Raw genomic sequence first — 16,017 nt, forward strand, 5'->3', positions numbered from 1 at the left:
AATATGACCGCGACGCCCGAGAAAAAACTGACTTATCGCCGCTACGAAGAAGGCGATACGGCCTATGACGATTTTACCGATAAGATTTTTATGGCTGGTCATAGCCACAAATGCCCGACCTATGTTCACCGCAGCCCCCCGTGCCAGGGATCGTGCCCGTCCGGCCATGACATTCGCGGCTGGTTGGCTATTGCTCGCGGTCAGGACAAACCCACCGACGAGGAAACGCCCTGGCAGCAATATGCATTTGAACGCATGACCGAAGCCAACCCCTTCCCCAGTGTCATGGGACGCGTATGCCCGGCGCCATGTGAAAGCGGTTGCAACCGAAACGAGGTCGATGATTTCGTCGGCATTAACGCTGTCGAACATTACGTTGGCGACTGGGCCATCGAAAACAAAGTTGCCTACCCTGCCGCTGGATCTGACACGGGCAAGAAAGTCGCCATCATCGGTGGTGGCCCGGCTGGTCTTTCCGCCGCCTATCATTTGCGCAAGCTGGGTCACGGCGTCACCTTATTTGACGAACACGAAGAACTTGGCGGCATGATGCGCTACGGGATTCCGGGCTACCGGACACCACGCGACATGCTCGATTCTGAAATCAACCGCATCATCGACATGGGCGTTGAAGTCAAAACCTCGACCCGTATTGGTGAAGACATTTCCATGGAACAGGTCGATAGCGACTTTGATGCCGTGTTCTGGGGCATTGGCGCACAATCCGGCCGGGCCCTGCCTGTTACCGGTGCCGATGCCAGTAACTGCATTACCGGCGTCGCCTTTCTTGAAGCCTTCAACCAGGGCCGTTTGCAGCATGTCACCGGTCGTGTCGTCGTCATTGGCGGCGGCGATACATCCATCGACGTTGCCTCCGTCGCCCGCAGGTTAGGTCACATTTCAACGAGCCACGATCAGGACCGCCCTGAAACCATCGTCATCGGCCAAACCGCCCACGATGTTGCCACTACGGCCGTGCGTGAAGGCGCCGATGTGACCCTGACCTCGCTGTTCAAGTTTGAGGATATGATGGCTTCCGCCCGCGAGCGCGAAGACGCCGTTTCCGAAGGTGTCGACATCAAGGACGGTGTCATGCCGCTGGAAGTTCTGCTTGACGATAACGGACGGGCGCGGGCCTTGAAAATGTGCAAATGCGACATGGACGGCATGACCCCGATACCGCAGGAAGGCACCGAATTCGAACTGGAATGCGACCTGATCGTTTCGGCCATCGGCCAAAGCGGTAACATGGTAGGCCTGGACGCGCTGGATAACGGCAAGGGATTCATCGACACCGACAAAAACTACAAGGTTACAGACAAAGACAACCACTTTGCCGGTGGCGATATTATTCGCCCCCACCTGCTGACCACTGCTATCGGTCATGCCTCCATCGCCGTCGAGGGAATCCATAAATTTCTCATCGGTCAAGAACAGGCCGAACGTCGTCCCCAGGTTGACGTCCACCACTTCAACCTGTTGTCGGAATTACATCAACGTCATCTGGACCCGAAGGAATTCCCACATCAACCGACGCGCGGCACCGATACGGAAGACTACGCGGTTCACAACTATGAAAACCGTGCCGATAAACAAATCATCCCCCATGACCAGCTTTTCCTGGGTCATTTCGGATATGAAGAACGCAACCACCGTGAAGAAATTAAAATCGGCTCCGATGCCGTTCTTGGAAACTTTGACGAACGCCTCAATAGCGTGACCGAAGAACAAGCACAGGCCGAAGGCCAGCGGTGCATGAGCTGCGGCATGTGTTTCGAGTGCGACAATTGTATCATCTATTGCCCACAGGACGCCGTCTTCCGGGTCAAGAAAGATCAGGTTGCCATCGGTCGCTACGTCGATACGGATTACAATAAATGCATTGGCTGCCACATTTGTATGGACGTTTGCCCAACCGGCTACATCCAGATGGGCCTAGGGGAATAAGGTTTAGGGAACGGAGCACGCTGCGATGATCCATGTGAAAAGCCTGTTGGGTGTTTTATTTGCCGCTGTGTTGGTTTTGGCCATTGCCGCCCCTGCCGCTATGGCTGACAGCACGGTTCCCCTGCCAAGCCTGGCAAAGGCTTTCAAGGGCACGCAATGTGTCGAGCCTGCCGATGTCATGCGCCGCCAGCACATGACGTTCCTGGACCACCAGCGTGACGAAACCATGCGTCAGGGTATTCGCGGCAACAAATACAGTTTGCAACAATGTATTGACTGCCACGCCACCGCCGATCCGAAAATCATGGACGGTTCCGTGCGCACCCTGCAACCGTTCTGCGGCGAATGCCATGCTTACGCGGCTGTCAATATTGACTGCTTCGCCTGTCACAATCCGACGACTCCGCTGCAAACGTCAGGAAATGCCCCTCTCGACAAAATGATCGCCGCCCACATGGACAGCAAGAAGAGGGACAGCCAATGAGCACGTCGAAAACCTTTGATGTCGCCAGGCGCCGCTTGCTAAGTGGCGCTGCTGCCGTCGCCGGCATGGCCATCGCGCCGGGCGTTACCCTGATTGCCCCTGCTGATGCCCGCCAGGCTGGTGAGGCAGCATCTGACAAAGTCCGTTGGGGTTTGCTCATTGACGCCAATAAATGTGATGCCGGATGTGATGACTGTGTCGTCGCCTGCAGAACCGAAAACGGCTGGCAAGGCCACGAACGCCCAACCACCGACCCGCAATGGATCCGCAAGGTCAATTTGAAAGACAACAAGACAGGCGCAACCCTTTCCCTGCCGGTCATGTGCCAGCACTGTGAAAACCCGCCTTGTGTCGATGTTTGCCCAACCGGTGCTTCCATGCGCCGCGCCGATGGCATCGTTCTGGTTGACCGCCATACCTGCATTGGCTGCCGCTACTGCATGATGGCCTGCCCCTACAAGGCCCGCTCGTTTGTTCACGAAGATACCAGCGGTCAAAAACCCCACATGCCAAGAGGCAAAGGCACAGTGGAATCATGCACATTGTGCGCCCACCGTATTGATGTCGGCGGCACCCCGGCCTGTGTTGAGGCTTGCGGCCAAAAGGCAGGCAAGGAAGCAATGATGTTTGGCGATCTGAATGATCCGGATAGCGCCATTTCCAAAGAACTGGGCAAACGCGCCACCACTCGTTTGCGCGCCGATCTGGGCCTTGAGCCCGGCGTCCATTATCGTGGCCTGTAGGAGAGGATAAAAAAAATGAAACCAGTCCTCTTTACCCAAATCGAAGGAAATTCTGGCGCTTACTGGAGCTTGCTCGGCTGGCTCTCCGCCTTTGCCGCCGCGGGTTTTGGCGCCATGTGGTACATGGAACACAACGGCCACTGGGTCACTGGTATGAACAATCAGGTTGTCTGGGGAACGCCGCATGTGTTTGCCGTGTTCTTGATCGTCGCCGCTTCCGGGGCCTTGAACGTGGCCTCCATATCATCGGTTTTTGGCCGCACCATGTACAAACCGCTGGCCAGACTTTCGACCTTGCTGGCCCTGGCTTTGCTAGCTGGTGGGCTGATGGTGTTGTTGCTTGATCTGGGTCGGCCTGATCGGCTGATCGTGGCCATGACCAAATACAATTTCAAATCGATTTTCGCCTGGAACATCTTCCTTTACACCGGCTTTTTCGTCGTCGTCGGCATTTACATGTGGATGATGATGGAGCGGCGCATGAACCGCTATACCAAAATGGCAGGCATCGCCGCCTTCATCTGGCGGTTGGCGCTGACCACCGGTACCGGTTCTATTTTCGGCTTCCTTGTCGCCCGTCAGGCTTATGACGCCGCCATCATGGCGCCGATGTTTATCATCATGTCGTTCTCGTTTGGACTGGCCTTCTTCCTGCTGGTCCTGATGGTCAGTTGCAATGGCACGAGTCGCCCCCTTGGCGATGCGACCCTTGCCAAACTGAAAAATCTGCTCGGCGTATTTGTCGCCGCCGTGCTGTATTTCGTCACCGTGCAGCACCTGACCAACCTGTACGCCGCCGAACATCACGCCGTTGAGGCCTTCATCCTGCGTGATGGCGGCATTTACACGGCGGTTTTCTGGATCGGTCAAATCGCCATTGGCGGACTGGCCCCGCTTGCCCTGCTTTACCACCCCAGCACCGGCAAGGATCGCTCCATGATCGCGTTGGCCGCAGGGATGGTCATCGTCGGCGGCCTGGCCCAGATTTATGTGATTATCATTGGTGGACAAGCCTTTCCGCTGTCGATTTTCCCGGGCTACGAAGTTTCCAGCAGTTTCTTCGACGGGGTCGTTGCTTCATATAGTCCCAGCTTGCCTGAAATTGTGTTGGGCTTGAGCGGCATCGCCACCACCTTGCTGATCGTCGCTGTCGCTTTGCGCGCCCTGCCCTTCCTGCCAGCCAGCTTGGCTGACGCCGATGTGGATCCGCATTATGTCGCCCCGCCAGAACCGGAAGTTATCGAAGAAGATGCAAGCGAAGGCGATGAGGCTGGTGAAGTCGCCTGACTTCTCTGCCAATTATACGCTTATTGCGCTATAACACCCCCGGAGACGCCTGATGTGCCGATGGATCGCCTATAGTGGAGAGCCGATTTTTCTGGAAGAGCTTATAGCCAAACCGGAAAACTCGCTGCTGACCCAAAGCCTGCACGCCCGTGAGGCGAAGGTCGAAACCAATGGCGACGGCTTTGGTTTCGGCTGGTATGCGCACCGTGATGAGCCCGGCCATTACCGGGAAGTCCTGCCTGCATGGAATGATGAAAACCTGCGCAGCCTGTCGAGGCAAATTCGCTCACCGATGTTTTTCTCGCATGTTCGTGCCTCCACCGGCACTGCCACCAACCGGTCCAACTGCCATCCCTTCGTACAAGGGCGCTGGATGTTTATGCATAACGGACAGGTCGGTTCCTACGCCATCCTGCGTCGTCAGCTTGAGGGACTTATTCCTGATGAGCTTTACAGCCAGCGCATTGGCACCACCGATAGCGAGGCCCTGTTCCTGGCCGCTTATGGCCGCGGCCTGAATGATGACCCCTTCGGCGCGGTTTGTGCGACCATTGATGATATCCTCGATTTGATGGAGGAGGCGGAAATCAGCGAACCGCTGCGCTTCACCGCCGCCTTCGCCGATGGTAATGACATATACGCCTTTCGCTACAGCAGCGATGAATTCGCACCTTCCCTTTATCACTGTAAGGAAGATGACAGTCTGCTGATCGTCTCTGAGCCACTTGATGAAGGCAAACATGACTGGCAGGCCGTTCCCCAGGGACACGCCATCATCGGCAACGGCAAGGAAGGCGCGCCGCTGATCAAGGAAATGACCATGCGCCCCCGCAGCGGCAACTAGGAATACCTGTCTATGACTGAAGAACACCCATTCGCCCAATACGTCCGCATCATTGGTAAAGGACCGAACCTGTCCCGTCCTTTGAGCGGTGATGAAATGTATCAGGCGGCGACCATGATCATGAGAGGCGAGATTGAACCGCTTCAGCTTGGCGCTTTTCTGTGTATCCTGCGTATGCGCACGGAAGTGCCCGAGGAAGGTGCCGGTTTCGTGCGCGCCGTCCGCGATACGTTGGAGCTTCCGCAAGACATTCCCGAAGTTGATCTGGACTGGTCGTCCTATTCCGGCAAGAAACGCCAGTTGCCCTGGTTTCTACTGGCCGCCCAGTTACTGGCGCAGAGCGGTGTTCGCATTTTCATGCAAGGAACGGAAGGCCACACGCCGGATCGGGTATATTCACGCGAGGCTTTGCAATCCCTTGGTATTCCCATTGCCGGTTCACTGAGCGAAGCCGCCGAGCACATCAGAAAAACTAACTTCGGCTTTTTGCCATTGGCCCAATTGTCACCAAAACTTCAGGAAATTATTGACCTGAAACCGGTGCTTGGTCTGCGCTCGCCGGTCAATACCTTCGGGCGCATGGTTAATCCGTTCAATGCCGCCCACGAAATTCAAACCGTCTTCCACCCCAATTATCGCGACGTACACCGCGACACCGCCAATCTTTTGGGTCAGAAGCACATGGCTGTGTTCAAGGGTGAAGGTGGTGAGGTCGAACGGCGACCGCAAAAACCGGTTGAAGTACAAAGCCTGCATAATGGCGTCTTAAGTGAAGAAGAATGGCCAGCCCTGCTACCCGAAGACAGCATCAAAATTGACGAGGATATGAATCTTGAACGCCTGAAAACCATCTGGAGCGGCGAGGAACAGGACACCTACGCCACTGCCGCTGTTACCGGAACGGCGGCCATTGTCTTGCGTTTACTGGGTCGCGCAGACAGCCCCGCCGACGCCACCACTTTGGCTGAAAAAATGTGGACCGAGCGCAACACATCCCGGTTAGGGGATTAACCAAGTATGGCGCACATTCTGATTTCAGCAGCTCACAAGTCATCGGGCAAGACCACGGTCTCAATCGGTCTGGCTGCGGCGTTGACCGGTCAGGGGCTGAATGTGCAAACATTCAAGAAAGGGCCCGACTACATCGACCCCATGTGGCTGGCTCGGGCGACAGCCACTCCTTGCCGTAATCTCGACTACTACACCATGAGCGCCCAAGAAATTCTTGCGACATTTTCCGGCCATTCCCACGGCGCTGATTTTTCATTGATTGAAGGCAACAAGGGCCTTTTTGACGGCCTTGACCTTGAAGGTGGCAATTCCAACGCCGCCCTGGCGACCTTGCTCGGCGCGCCGGTGATCCTGGTTATTGACGCCCGCGGCATGACCCGCGGCATCGCTCCGCTGATCCTTGGTTATCAAGCCTTCGACCCGGCCCTTAACATCGCTGGTGTTATCCTTAACAAAGTCGGTGGCCCGCGCCACGAGCGCAAACTACGCGCCATTATCGAACACTACACAAACGTACCGGTGCTGGGCGCCGTCCACCGTGACGAACGACTTGAAATCGCCGAGCGGCATCTTGGATTAACACCCAGCAACGAGGCACCGGAGGCGGACGCAAAAATTTCCGCCATTGCGTCCCTGATCGCAGCGCAAGTTGATCTGGATGCCATCAAACGCATTGCCGCAACAGCGATCGACCTTGCTGCCTCCGCCCTTCCCAGACCCAGCGCCAGCAACGCCGATCTCACCATCGGGGTGGCCAAAGACTCCGCCTTCGGTTTTTACTATCCGGGCGATCTGGAAGCACTGGAAGACGCCGGCGCAAAACTGATCACCATCGACATGACCAAAGATACGGCGTTGCCAGAAATTGACGGCCTGTTCATCGGTGGCGGTTTTCCTGAAACCCGCATGGCCGAACTTGAAGCCAACACGGCCATGCGTGACGCCGTTGCCCGGGCCATTGATGACGGCCTTCCGGCCTACGCAGAATGTGGCGGTTTGATGTATTTGGCGCGCTCTTTAACATGGAACGGCGAGACCCATGCCATGGCAGGGGTGATTGCCGGTGATGTTATCATGCACAAAACAGCCCAAGGTCGTGGGTACGTACGTTTACGCGAAACAGGGAATGGTCCGTGGCCATTAGTCGATGCTGGCGGCAGGCCGGGCGAAATTCCGGCCCATGAATTTCACTATTCATCCATTGAAAACCTTGAAGGCGACCCCAACTTCGCTTACGAAGTGCTGCGCGGTCATGGTTTTGACGGCAAGCACGATGGTCTGGTTTATCGCAACCTGCTTGCCAGTTACGCCCACCTTCGCGATGTCGGGGCCAACCGCTGGGCGGCGCGCTTTATCAATTTTGTCAGGTCATGTAAAAAATCTTCGGCCAAAAACATCAAGAACCAGGAACAGTCTTAATGAATGCACCATCATCCGTTTACATCATCGGCGCCGGGCCGGGTGATCCCGACCTGTTAACCATCAAGGCGGCCAGACTTCTAAAAGAAGCCGAAGTCGTGGTTTTTGACCGCCTGGTGTCCGAAGAGATTCTGGAACTGGTGCCAGCGGGCACAACCCGTATTTTCGCCGGCAAAGCGGCCCGTGACCACCATATGCCACAAGAGGAAATCAACGAGTTACTGGTTTCACTGGCAAAAAGCGGCCGCAAAGTTGTGCGCCTGAAAGGTGGCGATCCGTTTATCTTCGGTCGTGGCAGCGAGGAATCACTGTATCTTGCCAAAAACAATATACCCTTTGAAATCGTTCCCGGAATCACAGCCTCTGCCGGATGCGGGTCCTACGCCGGTATCCCCCTGACTCACCGAGGACTGGCGACGGGAGTGCGTTTCGTCACCGGCCATTGTCGTGAAGGCAAGCATCTGGACCTGAACTGGCAAAGTCTCGCCGACCCGGAAACCACACTGGTCATTTACATGGGGTTGATCAACGTCGCCAAAATCAGAGACGAGCTTATAAAGGCAGGGCTCCCTGCAGACACCCCGGCGGGCGCCATCGAGCGGGGTACTACAGCCGAACAGAGAACAATCCTGACAACACTGGAAGAACTGCCCGCGTGCATTGAAAAGGCCGAGTTGAAAGCCCCGAGCCTTCTGATTATCGGTCGCGTCGTTCAACTGGCCGAAGAATTAAGCTGGCATATTCCGGCTATGGACTGCGATGTTGAAGCGCACGGATGAGACCCTGCTACTGGTCGCACACGGCTCATCAAGACCCGGTGGTGATAATCCGGTTGCCATGCAGGCCCGGCATCTTAAGTCGTTAGGGTTGTTCGGTGATGTAAGTTGCGGTTTTTTAAAGCAAGCGCCGTTTCTTTCTGATGTGTTAAACCAGATTCACACCGACAAGCTCACCGTCGTGCCCATGTTAAGTGGCCACGGTTACATTACAGACACCCTGATCCCTGAAGCCCTTGCGGTGCTTGAAGGCACCCACAATGTCAGGCTTTGCCAACCGCTTGGCAGTCATTCCGGCATTGCCGATATTATGGCAGAGCGGGCCAACTCGATTATCACATCGCAAAGCCTCGATCCTGCTGACGTGTCGATTCTTGTTGCCGCCCACGGCAATACCGGCAATCCCGAAAATGCCGTGCAGGCAAGATCCCTGGCCGGGCGTATCCAAGCCATGACAAATGGCGCCCCAACCGACGCTGTCTTTATCGAGGAAGAACCCTTTATTTCAAACTGGCCCACGATGACAACAGCGAACAACCTGATTGTCCTGCCGTATCTGATCGGCGGCGGTTTGCACGGGGCTGAGGATGTACCTGAAATGCTTGGTCTCGATGCCACTGACCCGGCCTTTGACGCGCTTTCCCGCAACACCCCCTTCATCGGCCCTTTAAGCGCCCACAACCGCTCAATCTGGTGTTGCCGGGCGCTTGGTTTTGAACCGACGATTGGCGACATTATTCTTGATCTGGCGGGTTAGAAACCCGGCCAAAGAACCTTTTCCTTGGCCAATGGCAAACTTATTCCCATTCTTTCATACTTGTTATGTCCATATGGCCGGGATATTGCTAGAATGTTGCTAAACAGATCTGCCATGCCAATACACATGTGAGGATCGGGGCATTGGTTTCAACGGTGAACATTCATAAAAAGCCGCATCTGCTGATAGTTGAAGACGATGAAATGATGCAGTCGTTGCTTGCGGTCTATCTGGAGCAGGAAGGCTACGACATAACCGCGGTCCTGACCGGCAAGGACATGTTTTCAGTTCTAAGCAAACGTTCGGCTGATTTGATTCTGCTCGACCTCACCCTGCCCGATGAGGATGGGCTGACCCTGGCACGCCAGGTCCGCGCCCGTTCAAGCGTACCGATCATTATCATGACCGCCCGCAAAGGTATGGAAGACCGGCTGGCTGGCCTTGATATTGGTGCTGATGATTTCCTGACCAAGCCATTCGACCCACGCGAGTTGGTCTTAAGGGTGCGCAATGTCCTTAAACGTACCGGCGACGCAACCCGCGAGGAAAATCAGGTTGTTGGTTTCGATGGATGGAAAATGGATATGACATCGCGCACCCTGACCGGGCCTGACGAAACCGACGTACCTCTTACAAGTGGTGAATTTAATCTTCTTGCCGCCCTGATCAAGTCACCCGGCCGGGTTCAGTCGCGCGACTATTTGCTCGACGCCATCGCCCGAAATGACGAGCCGCCATCTGACCGTATGATCGATGTTTTCGTCAGTCGTCTGCGCAAAAAAATCGGCAAGAATTCAGGTGAGCAAAACTACATCGTTACTGTGCCAGGGCATGGCTACAAGTTCACAGGACCTCTGGATTAATTAATCAGCCAGAATTTCCCGGCCCAGTGCCTGGGTCAGCACCATGTAGAGCTTGCCCATGTCCGAGGACAGGAAGATTGTCGAAAGGACGCCCTGCTGGTCGCGTTTACGTGCCTCAGCAAGGAAGTTTTTGAATTCATCCAGATAACGTGAAACATAATTGCGGAATTCCTGATCGCTCTGGTAGCGTTGCTTGATTGAGGCCAGACGGGCTTTCTCGCGGAAGCCCAGCATCTTGCGAACGAACAGGCCCTTCTCGCCCTTATTAAAGCGTTTCCAGTCATCCTCACTAATCGATGTTTCCATAAGACGGCTCATATCAACGGCAAGAGATTGCAGACGTTCAGAGATAAATGTTGCGCGACGCAGGAAGTCATCAAGCCCGGCTTCCTTGGCGTGAGCCTTCAAGGCAACCACAAGTTCAGAAGCGTCCCCAACAGTCAGTTTCATCTCTTCGGTTTGTTCCTTAAGGGCCGCCGTAACGGTCTCTGCCTGCTTGCTCACCTGTCCTGCGGTCTGGCCAAGAATGCCCGCGCTTTCGCGAACCAGCTTATCCCAGTGATTGATTTGCCCCAGCGCCTTGGCGGTAACCTTGTCTATTTCTTTCGCCCGGGAGCCCATGGAACCGGCCAGCGACGACATTCCCGTTTCAGCCTTTTCATAGGCACCGGAAAGATTTTGCAGCTGGTTGCGCAAAGAATCATAGGCACCGTCCATTGTCGAAGACATTTGCTTTGTACGGATTGAGGCTTCCTTGGAATGACGGCGCATCAATTCGCCAATCTTCTCAAGCTTGGCGGTACCGGCATTGGTGGCACGGGTCATTTCATCAGTGCGCTGGGCCATGGACATACCAATACGCGCCAACCTTGTGGTGACATCATCAGATGTCGTCGCCAGTTCACCCGAATGCTCGCCAAAAGTTTTCACTGCGGCGTCAATAGTCTCGACAGCGCGCCTGGCGTTGTCCGTCATATTCTGTGTGGTTTGCTCAAGGGTTTCTCCAACTCCCTGAATTTGATCGTTAACCCTTATGCCGGTTTCATCCAGCTTGCTGACTTTTTCGTCAAAAATTTCACCAACACTGTCAAAATCGGTTTTCACTTTTTCGGAGCTTGCGGCCAGATTGTCGGAATGACGGTTTAAGGCATTTGTCACCAAATTCATGAGCGTCGCAGCGCGATCAACACTGATCGTCACCTCGTGTGAGCGTTCGTGCAAAACATCGCCGACCTTGCTCATGTTAGCAAGCGCATTGCCCGAGGCACCCGACAGGCCTGAAGCCTGCTGATGGAGTTGATCGCCAAAGGATTTAAGATGTCCACTGGCTTCGTCATAAGCCTTGTTCAAATCCTGACGACGTGTCTGCAACAACTGGCCAACTTCGCCCAGGCGTTCTCCGGCATTGGTCAGGGATGTATCGAGATCGCCGCCATGTAGCCTCAAGGATTGGGCAACACCCTCAAGCCTGCTCGATGCGCGTTCCGTCGCTTCGGTGGCGCCCATCACCTGTTCACGCAAAATTTCCCCTGCTTTTTTAAGATTTTCGGATGCGTCCTCTGACGCCATCCCGACTTCGGCTTCGCTTGACTTTAAGGTTTTACTGACCTGCTCCAGCATCTCAATGGCTTTTGCCTTGGTGCCATCAAGTTCACCGATTTGATGCCCCAAAGAAGCACCAGCATCGGCCAGGCGTTGGGCAGTTTGCTCACCTATATTGCCCAATTCCTCAGTCCGTTCGGCAAATTCACCACCGGATATACGAATACGCTCAGATGCCTGATCACTGGCTTTTGTCAGATCATCAACCTGCCTGTTCATGGCCCCGGAAACCAGAGTGATCAACTTGGCAGCTTTCTCAGACGCCAGGGCGATCTCGCGGGATCGATCTTGCAATGCCGAGCCGACATGAACGATATCCTCGACCGCCGCACCCGATACACTATCCAACCCGTCAGATTGCTTTTGCAAGGACTCCCCGGCAGCCAGCATACGTGTCGCAGCCTGATCCGAAGCGACAGTCATGTTCAGCAACCCACGACGAATTTCTTCGCCAACACCCCTGAGTTTAACCGTCGTCCGGTCTGACTGTTTGTCCAAGTCTTCGGAACGTTCAAGCATGGTTGTCGCAACCTGATCAATATGACTGGTCACCCGGCCGGAAACCTGATTCAATTTTTCGCTCTCTAAGTTGAGCCGGTTTGACGCCACATCGATCCGTTGCTCTGCCGTGTCAGAAACGGTGGTGATTTTATCTGTCGCTATTGTCGATGTCTCGGTCATATGGTGATGAGCCATATCAGCCGTTTCGGACATCCGGAATTTAGCCAAATCCGATGTTTCCGTAAGATGGATGGCTGCGACGCCGGATGCTTCCTCGATTCCACCTTTAACCGCCACGGCAGTTTCAGTCATTGACTTGGTTGCGCCGGATGATTGCTCAAGAATTTTACGGGTCTGATCAGCGACAATATTTCCAAGCTCGCTTAATCGCTTGCTGGCGTCTTCTGATGATCCCTTGATCTCCTCAACCCGGCGGGTAAGCGACGCTGCAACCTGTCCGGTTTTTTCGGTCACTGAATTGACTTCGCCCAAACCATCCAGCAGGGCCCGGGTGGATGTGGCGATAGCGGCGGTTCCGTTTTCGGTGGCCGTCTCCACATTGTTGGCACTCTGCTTCAATATCTGGTTGAGCCCGCCCAGTTGTTCGCTTGATTTTTCCGATGCCGCTGCCAAAGAAACCGTATTCTGGCGAACGCTTTCCCCTGCGTTGTTGATGCGTAAGACGGTGTGGTTTGACATCTTCGATAAGTCATTAACCCTTTCGTGAATGGCCTCGCCTACTTCGTTCACATGGGTGACTGCATCCTCTGAGGCATCGGACAGTTCAAGAGACCTGATGCGCAACCCGTCACCAACCCGTTCAACCTGTTCCAGAACCTTGTCAGAGACCTTGGAGAGATCATGTGATGTCTGGCGCAGAATTTCACCAATGGTCGAAGTTTTGGTCGTTGTGCGATCGGCAATGTCAGTCATTTCGCCAGCCTGCTTGCGAAAACTCTCCCCGCTGCTCTTGACGTTAACAGCGACAAGTTCCGATGTATTGACCAGTTCACGGGCTTGATCGGCCAAGGCTTCGCTAATGGTTCGCACTTCAACGGAGACCTTGTCCGAGGTTTCGTTGAGTAGTCGGGTTTGTTGGTTGATTTTTGCTTCGATATCAGACGATTGTGCGGCGACCAATCGCCCGGTATCGGCAAGGTCATCTGTCTGGTGTTTTAATTGATCACCGATAAGGTTTGTTTGCGCAGCGATTCGGTCGGATCGCTGACTTAAATCCTGGGCATGGCTGTGCAGGGCATCGGCACTGTTCTGCACCTTGCTCGCGGTTTCACTTGAGGTGTGCAACAGTTCACTTAAATGATGTTCAAGGCTTTCCCCGACATCACCAGCCATGCTGACTGTGTTTTCAGAGATATTGCGCAAATCTTCAACCCGTTCCTGGAAAGTATTTGCCGCAGCACTGGCCATGTCGGCGACCTCGATGGAAGTCTGCATCAATTCCTCGTTGCGTCGACGCAGTAACTCGCTGGTGTCTTCGGCCCGTGTCGATGCCCGCTCTGACGTCGCCACCATGTCGTGGGAATTTTTATAAAGTGTTTCCCCTGCCTTTTCCGCTCGAAGCGCCGCTTTTGAGGTTACCGTTCGCAAATCTTCGGATTGGCGACGTAAGGAATCGGCAATGGCCTGGGCGCGCAGGTCGGCATCTTCGGAAACTTTTGAAAGCTCAAGGGTGCGACGATGGATGGTCTTGCTTGCCTTATCGGCTCGAGTCGCCGCCTCGTCTGATGCCTTGCTCAATTCACGAGCCTGACGGCGCAGGGAATCCGTGATTTCATGCATCCGTTTTTGCGACCCGTCCGACGGATAGGCAAGTTGATGCATTTGCCTGCTTAAATGTTTCGCCTGATAACCAAACTGGCGATTTTTTTCATAAAAGGCGATGACCATCCACAGCAGCGCAAGGGGGGTCAACGTACCAGCTGCCATGCCGCCGACTTCATGGGGTAACAAGGCACCAAGATCGCTAAGCGGTATCTGATCATTGATGAAATTCAGGCTGAACCACAACCAGGCGGCACTCAGCGCTACACCGGCAGCACTGGCGAGACGGAAACGGATATAAAACGGCGTCGTTAAGGCGTCACCAAGGACTTCCGGCTCATTGGCATTGCTGCTGTCGGAGACCTTTTTTTGCCCACGCGTCGCCGCTAACCCCTTTTCAAGATCGTCATCAGGGTTCGTTGCCTGGGCGCTCTGCTCTTTCGTAGCGGCGCTCCCCCGCTTTGTGACCTTTTTGACCATAACAAGTCCCCTGCCTCTTAAAACCTAGCAAGGGACATCATACACTAACCAGATATAGCCGGTAAACGAATGAAGACCACAAAATATGGGGATAAGTGTCGTTTCGTAGCTAAAACAGGTGTTGACCACCAGTGACCCAGATTTCACTGCCGGTGACGTAGTTGGAATCATCCGAACACAGGTAATAAATGGTCGTCGCGACATCGCGAGTCGTACCCATGCGATCAAGCGGAATGCGCGGGATCAGGGCTTCGTATTCGGGTTGAATCATCTCGGTCTCGATTTCCCCCGGGGCAACAGCGTTTACACGAACATCAAGGGCGGCGAATTCATTGGACAACTCGCGCGTCAGGGCCGACAACGCGGCCTTTGAAATCGAATAGGCGGAACCGGCGAAGGGATGGATTTTATGGCCGGCGATGGAGGTAATATTGACGATCGACCCCTTTCCCTTGTGTAAGGGCGAGGCAAAACCGCGGGCCAGTTTTAGTCCGGCGAAGAAATTCAACTCGAAAACCTCGCGCCAGGCATCAATATCCCCGTTCAAACACCCCAGGCGCTCCTTGAAAGGCGCTTTTGGCGACACACCGGCGTTATTGACGAGGGCGTGCAGGGGCTTGCCGCCCAGGGCCTCATTAGCCTGAACGATAAAATCAGCGAGACTGTCAGAATCACCAAGATCGGTCGGAATATGCTTGGTCCAGTTGGGGTCACGCTGGCATTCAGGCGGGCTGTCTCCGCGCGAACAGGTAATGATGTTCCATCCGCGCTCTAAAAACAGGGTCGCTGTCGCATGTCCGATGCCACGGCTGGCCCCGGTAATAACCACAGTCTTTCGATCTTCTGAAGCAATATCACTCATGAGCCAAAGTTAGAGCATGTTCAGGCCGATTGGAACCCGTTGCAATATGGGACATACTCGTGATCATGTGTTCACGCTTTGAAATGGATGCCCCTTGGTCAGACCTGTCCCAGCGTTTCGGCCTTGATGATGCCCCTGACGGATTCACCAATGGTGAAATTCGACCAACCGATATGGCCCTGATTATCACGTCGGGCGGTTCAGCGCGTGCCATGAGCTGGGGCATACCGGCTTCCTGGGATGGCAAACCCTTGATAAACGCCCGATGCGAAACCCTGGAGCAAAAGCAAAGTTTCCACCCCTTGTTAACAAACCGCTGTCTGGTTCCGGCCAGCGCCTATTTTGAATGGCGCCGGGACGGCAAGAAACGTCACAAGAATACAATTAGCCTTGGTGATAAAGTTTTGATGGCCTTCGCCGGGTTGCGTACAGACGAACACTTCACCATCATCACCTGCCAACCAACCCCGTCGGTCGCCCACATTCACAACCGTATGCCGGTGATCTTACCTGAAATAGCGGAAAGCCAGTGGTGCGATAATATGCGCCCATTTGACGACGTCAGACACTTGTTGAAACCCGATGAAAGCAATGCCCTGATTGCGATTGAAGTCCCTGAGCCAGTAACCTCGCAGCCGGACTTGTTCGATTAGGGCTTT

At 54.6% G+C, this 16,017-nt stretch carries 12 protein-coding genes and 1 pseudogene; 11 read left to right on the forward strand and 2 right to left on the reverse strand.

Features of this window, described 5'->3' with window-relative positions; genetic code table 11:
- Window positions 1-3 precede the first annotated feature (3 nt).
- From HOL66_07825 to HOL66_07870, 10 genes and pseudogenes are all read left to right on the forward strand, one after another.
- Window positions 4-1,947: an NAD(P)-binding protein gene (locus tag HOL66_07825; protein ID MBT5244139.1), complete on the forward strand. Its 1,944-nt coding sequence runs from the start codon at window positions 4-6 to the stop codon at window positions 1,945-1,947.
- A gap of 25 nt (window positions 1,948-1,972) precedes the next feature.
- Window positions 1,973-2,353: pseudogene (locus tag HOL66_07830) on the forward strand (hypothetical protein).
- A 74-nt stretch (window positions 2,354-2,427) separates the two neighbouring features.
- Window positions 2,428-3,174 carry a 4Fe-4S dicluster domain-containing protein gene (locus HOL66_07835; protein ID MBT5244140.1) on the forward strand — a complete coding sequence of 249 codons (747 nt, stop codon included), beginning with the start codon at window positions 2,428-2,430 and terminating at the stop codon, window positions 3,172-3,174.
- A gap of 15 nt (window positions 3,175-3,189) precedes the next feature.
- Window positions 3,190-4,461, forward strand: a complete 1,272-nt coding sequence (nrfD, locus tag HOL66_07840; protein MBT5244141.1) for a polysulfide reductase NrfD — start codon at window positions 3,190-3,192, stop codon at window positions 4,459-4,461.
- Window positions 4,462-4,513: 52 nt separating this feature from the next.
- The gene (locus HOL66_07845) at window positions 4,514-5,305 is read left to right on the forward strand and encodes a class II glutamine amidotransferase (protein MBT5244142.1); all 792 of its coding nucleotides are present in this window, start codon (window positions 4,514-4,516) and stop codon (window positions 5,303-5,305) included.
- 12 nt (window positions 5,306-5,317) lie between these two features.
- Window positions 5,318-6,316, forward strand: a complete 999-nt coding sequence (locus tag HOL66_07850) for a glycosyl transferase family protein (GenBank protein MBT5244143.1) — start codon at window positions 5,318-5,320, stop codon at window positions 6,314-6,316.
- A 6-nt stretch (window positions 6,317-6,322) separates the two neighbouring features.
- Entirely contained in the window at window positions 6,323-7,735 is a 1,413-nt protein-coding gene (locus tag HOL66_07855) for a cobyrinate a,c-diamide synthase (GenBank protein MBT5244144.1), read from the forward strand.
- The gene (gene cobA, locus HOL66_07860; GenBank protein MBT5244145.1) at window positions 7,735-8,514 is read left to right on the forward strand and encodes a uroporphyrinogen-III C-methyltransferase; all 780 of its coding nucleotides are present in this window, start codon (window positions 7,735-7,737) and stop codon (window positions 8,512-8,514) included. Before HOL66_07855 ends, cobA begins: the two co-directional genes overlap by 1 nt.
- Complete coding sequence (locus tag HOL66_07865) at window positions 8,495-9,268, forward strand: hypothetical protein (protein ID MBT5244146.1); 774 nt, start codon at window positions 8,495-8,497, stop codon at window positions 9,266-9,268. Before cobA ends, HOL66_07865 begins: the two co-directional genes overlap by 20 nt.
- Before the next feature lie 155 nt (window positions 9,269-9,423).
- The gene (locus HOL66_07870) at window positions 9,424-10,131 is read left to right on the forward strand and encodes a response regulator transcription factor (GenBank protein MBT5244147.1); all 708 of its coding nucleotides are present in this window, start codon (window positions 9,424-9,426) and stop codon (window positions 10,129-10,131) included.
- On the opposite strand, the gene HOL66_07875 is transcribed toward HOL66_07870, so the two are convergent.
- Window positions 10,132-14,496, reverse strand: a complete 4,365-nt coding sequence (locus tag HOL66_07875) for a hypothetical protein (protein ID MBT5244148.1) — start codon at window positions 14,494-14,496, stop codon at window positions 10,132-10,134.
- Window positions 14,497-14,605: 109 nt separating this feature from the next.
- Entirely contained in the window at window positions 14,606-15,358 is a 753-nt protein-coding gene (locus HOL66_07880; protein MBT5244149.1) for an SDR family oxidoreductase, read from the reverse strand.
- A 59-nt stretch (window positions 15,359-15,417) separates the two neighbouring features.
- Here HOL66_07880 and HOL66_07885 point away from each other — a divergent pair, with 59 nt between their 5' ends.
- Window positions 15,418-16,011 carry an SOS response-associated peptidase gene (locus HOL66_07885; protein ID MBT5244150.1) on the forward strand — a complete coding sequence of 198 codons (594 nt, stop codon included), beginning with the start codon at window positions 15,418-15,420 and terminating at the stop codon, window positions 16,009-16,011.
- The last annotated feature ends 6 nt before the right edge of the window (window positions 16,012-16,017 follow it).

Source organism: Rhodospirillaceae bacterium (genome assembly GCA_018662005.1).
In the GTDB taxonomy this organism is placed as follows: domain Bacteria; phylum Pseudomonadota; class Alphaproteobacteria; order Rhodospirillales; family JABHCV01; genus JACNJU01.

Bases quoted from the DNA above. Each gene is read 5' to 3' on its own strand.
- HOL66_07825 (MBT5244139.1), top strand. From the start codon at position 4: ATGACCGCGACGCCCGAGAAAAAACTGACTTATCGCCGCTACGAAGAA.
- HOL66_07835 (MBT5244140.1), top strand. From the start codon at position 2,428: ATGAGCACGTCGAAAACCTTTGATGTCGCCAGGCGCCGCTTGCTAAGT.
- nrfD (MBT5244141.1), top strand. From the start codon at position 3,190: ATGAAACCAGTCCTCTTTACCCAAATCGAAGGAAATTCTGGCGCTTAC.
- HOL66_07845 (MBT5244142.1), top strand. From the start codon at position 4,514: ATGTGCCGATGGATCGCCTATAGTGGAGAGCCGATTTTTCTGGAAGAG.
- HOL66_07850 (MBT5244143.1), top strand. From the start codon at position 5,318: ATGACTGAAGAACACCCATTCGCCCAATACGTCCGCATCATTGGTAAA.
- HOL66_07855 (MBT5244144.1), top strand. From the start codon at position 6,323: ATGGCGCACATTCTGATTTCAGCAGCTCACAAGTCATCGGGCAAGACC.
- cobA (MBT5244145.1), top strand. From the start codon at position 7,735: ATGAATGCACCATCATCCGTTTACATCATCGGCGCCGGGCCGGGTGAT.
- HOL66_07865 (MBT5244146.1), top strand. From the start codon at position 8,495: ATGTTGAAGCGCACGGATGAGACCCTGCTACTGGTCGCACACGGCTCA.
- HOL66_07875 (MBT5244148.1), bottom strand. From the start codon at position 14,496: ATGGTCAAAAAGGTCACAAAGCGGGGGAGCGCCGCTACGAAAGAGCAG.
- HOL66_07880 (MBT5244149.1), bottom strand. From the start codon at position 15,358: ATGAGTGATATTGCTTCAGAAGATCGAAAGACTGTGGTTATTACCGGG.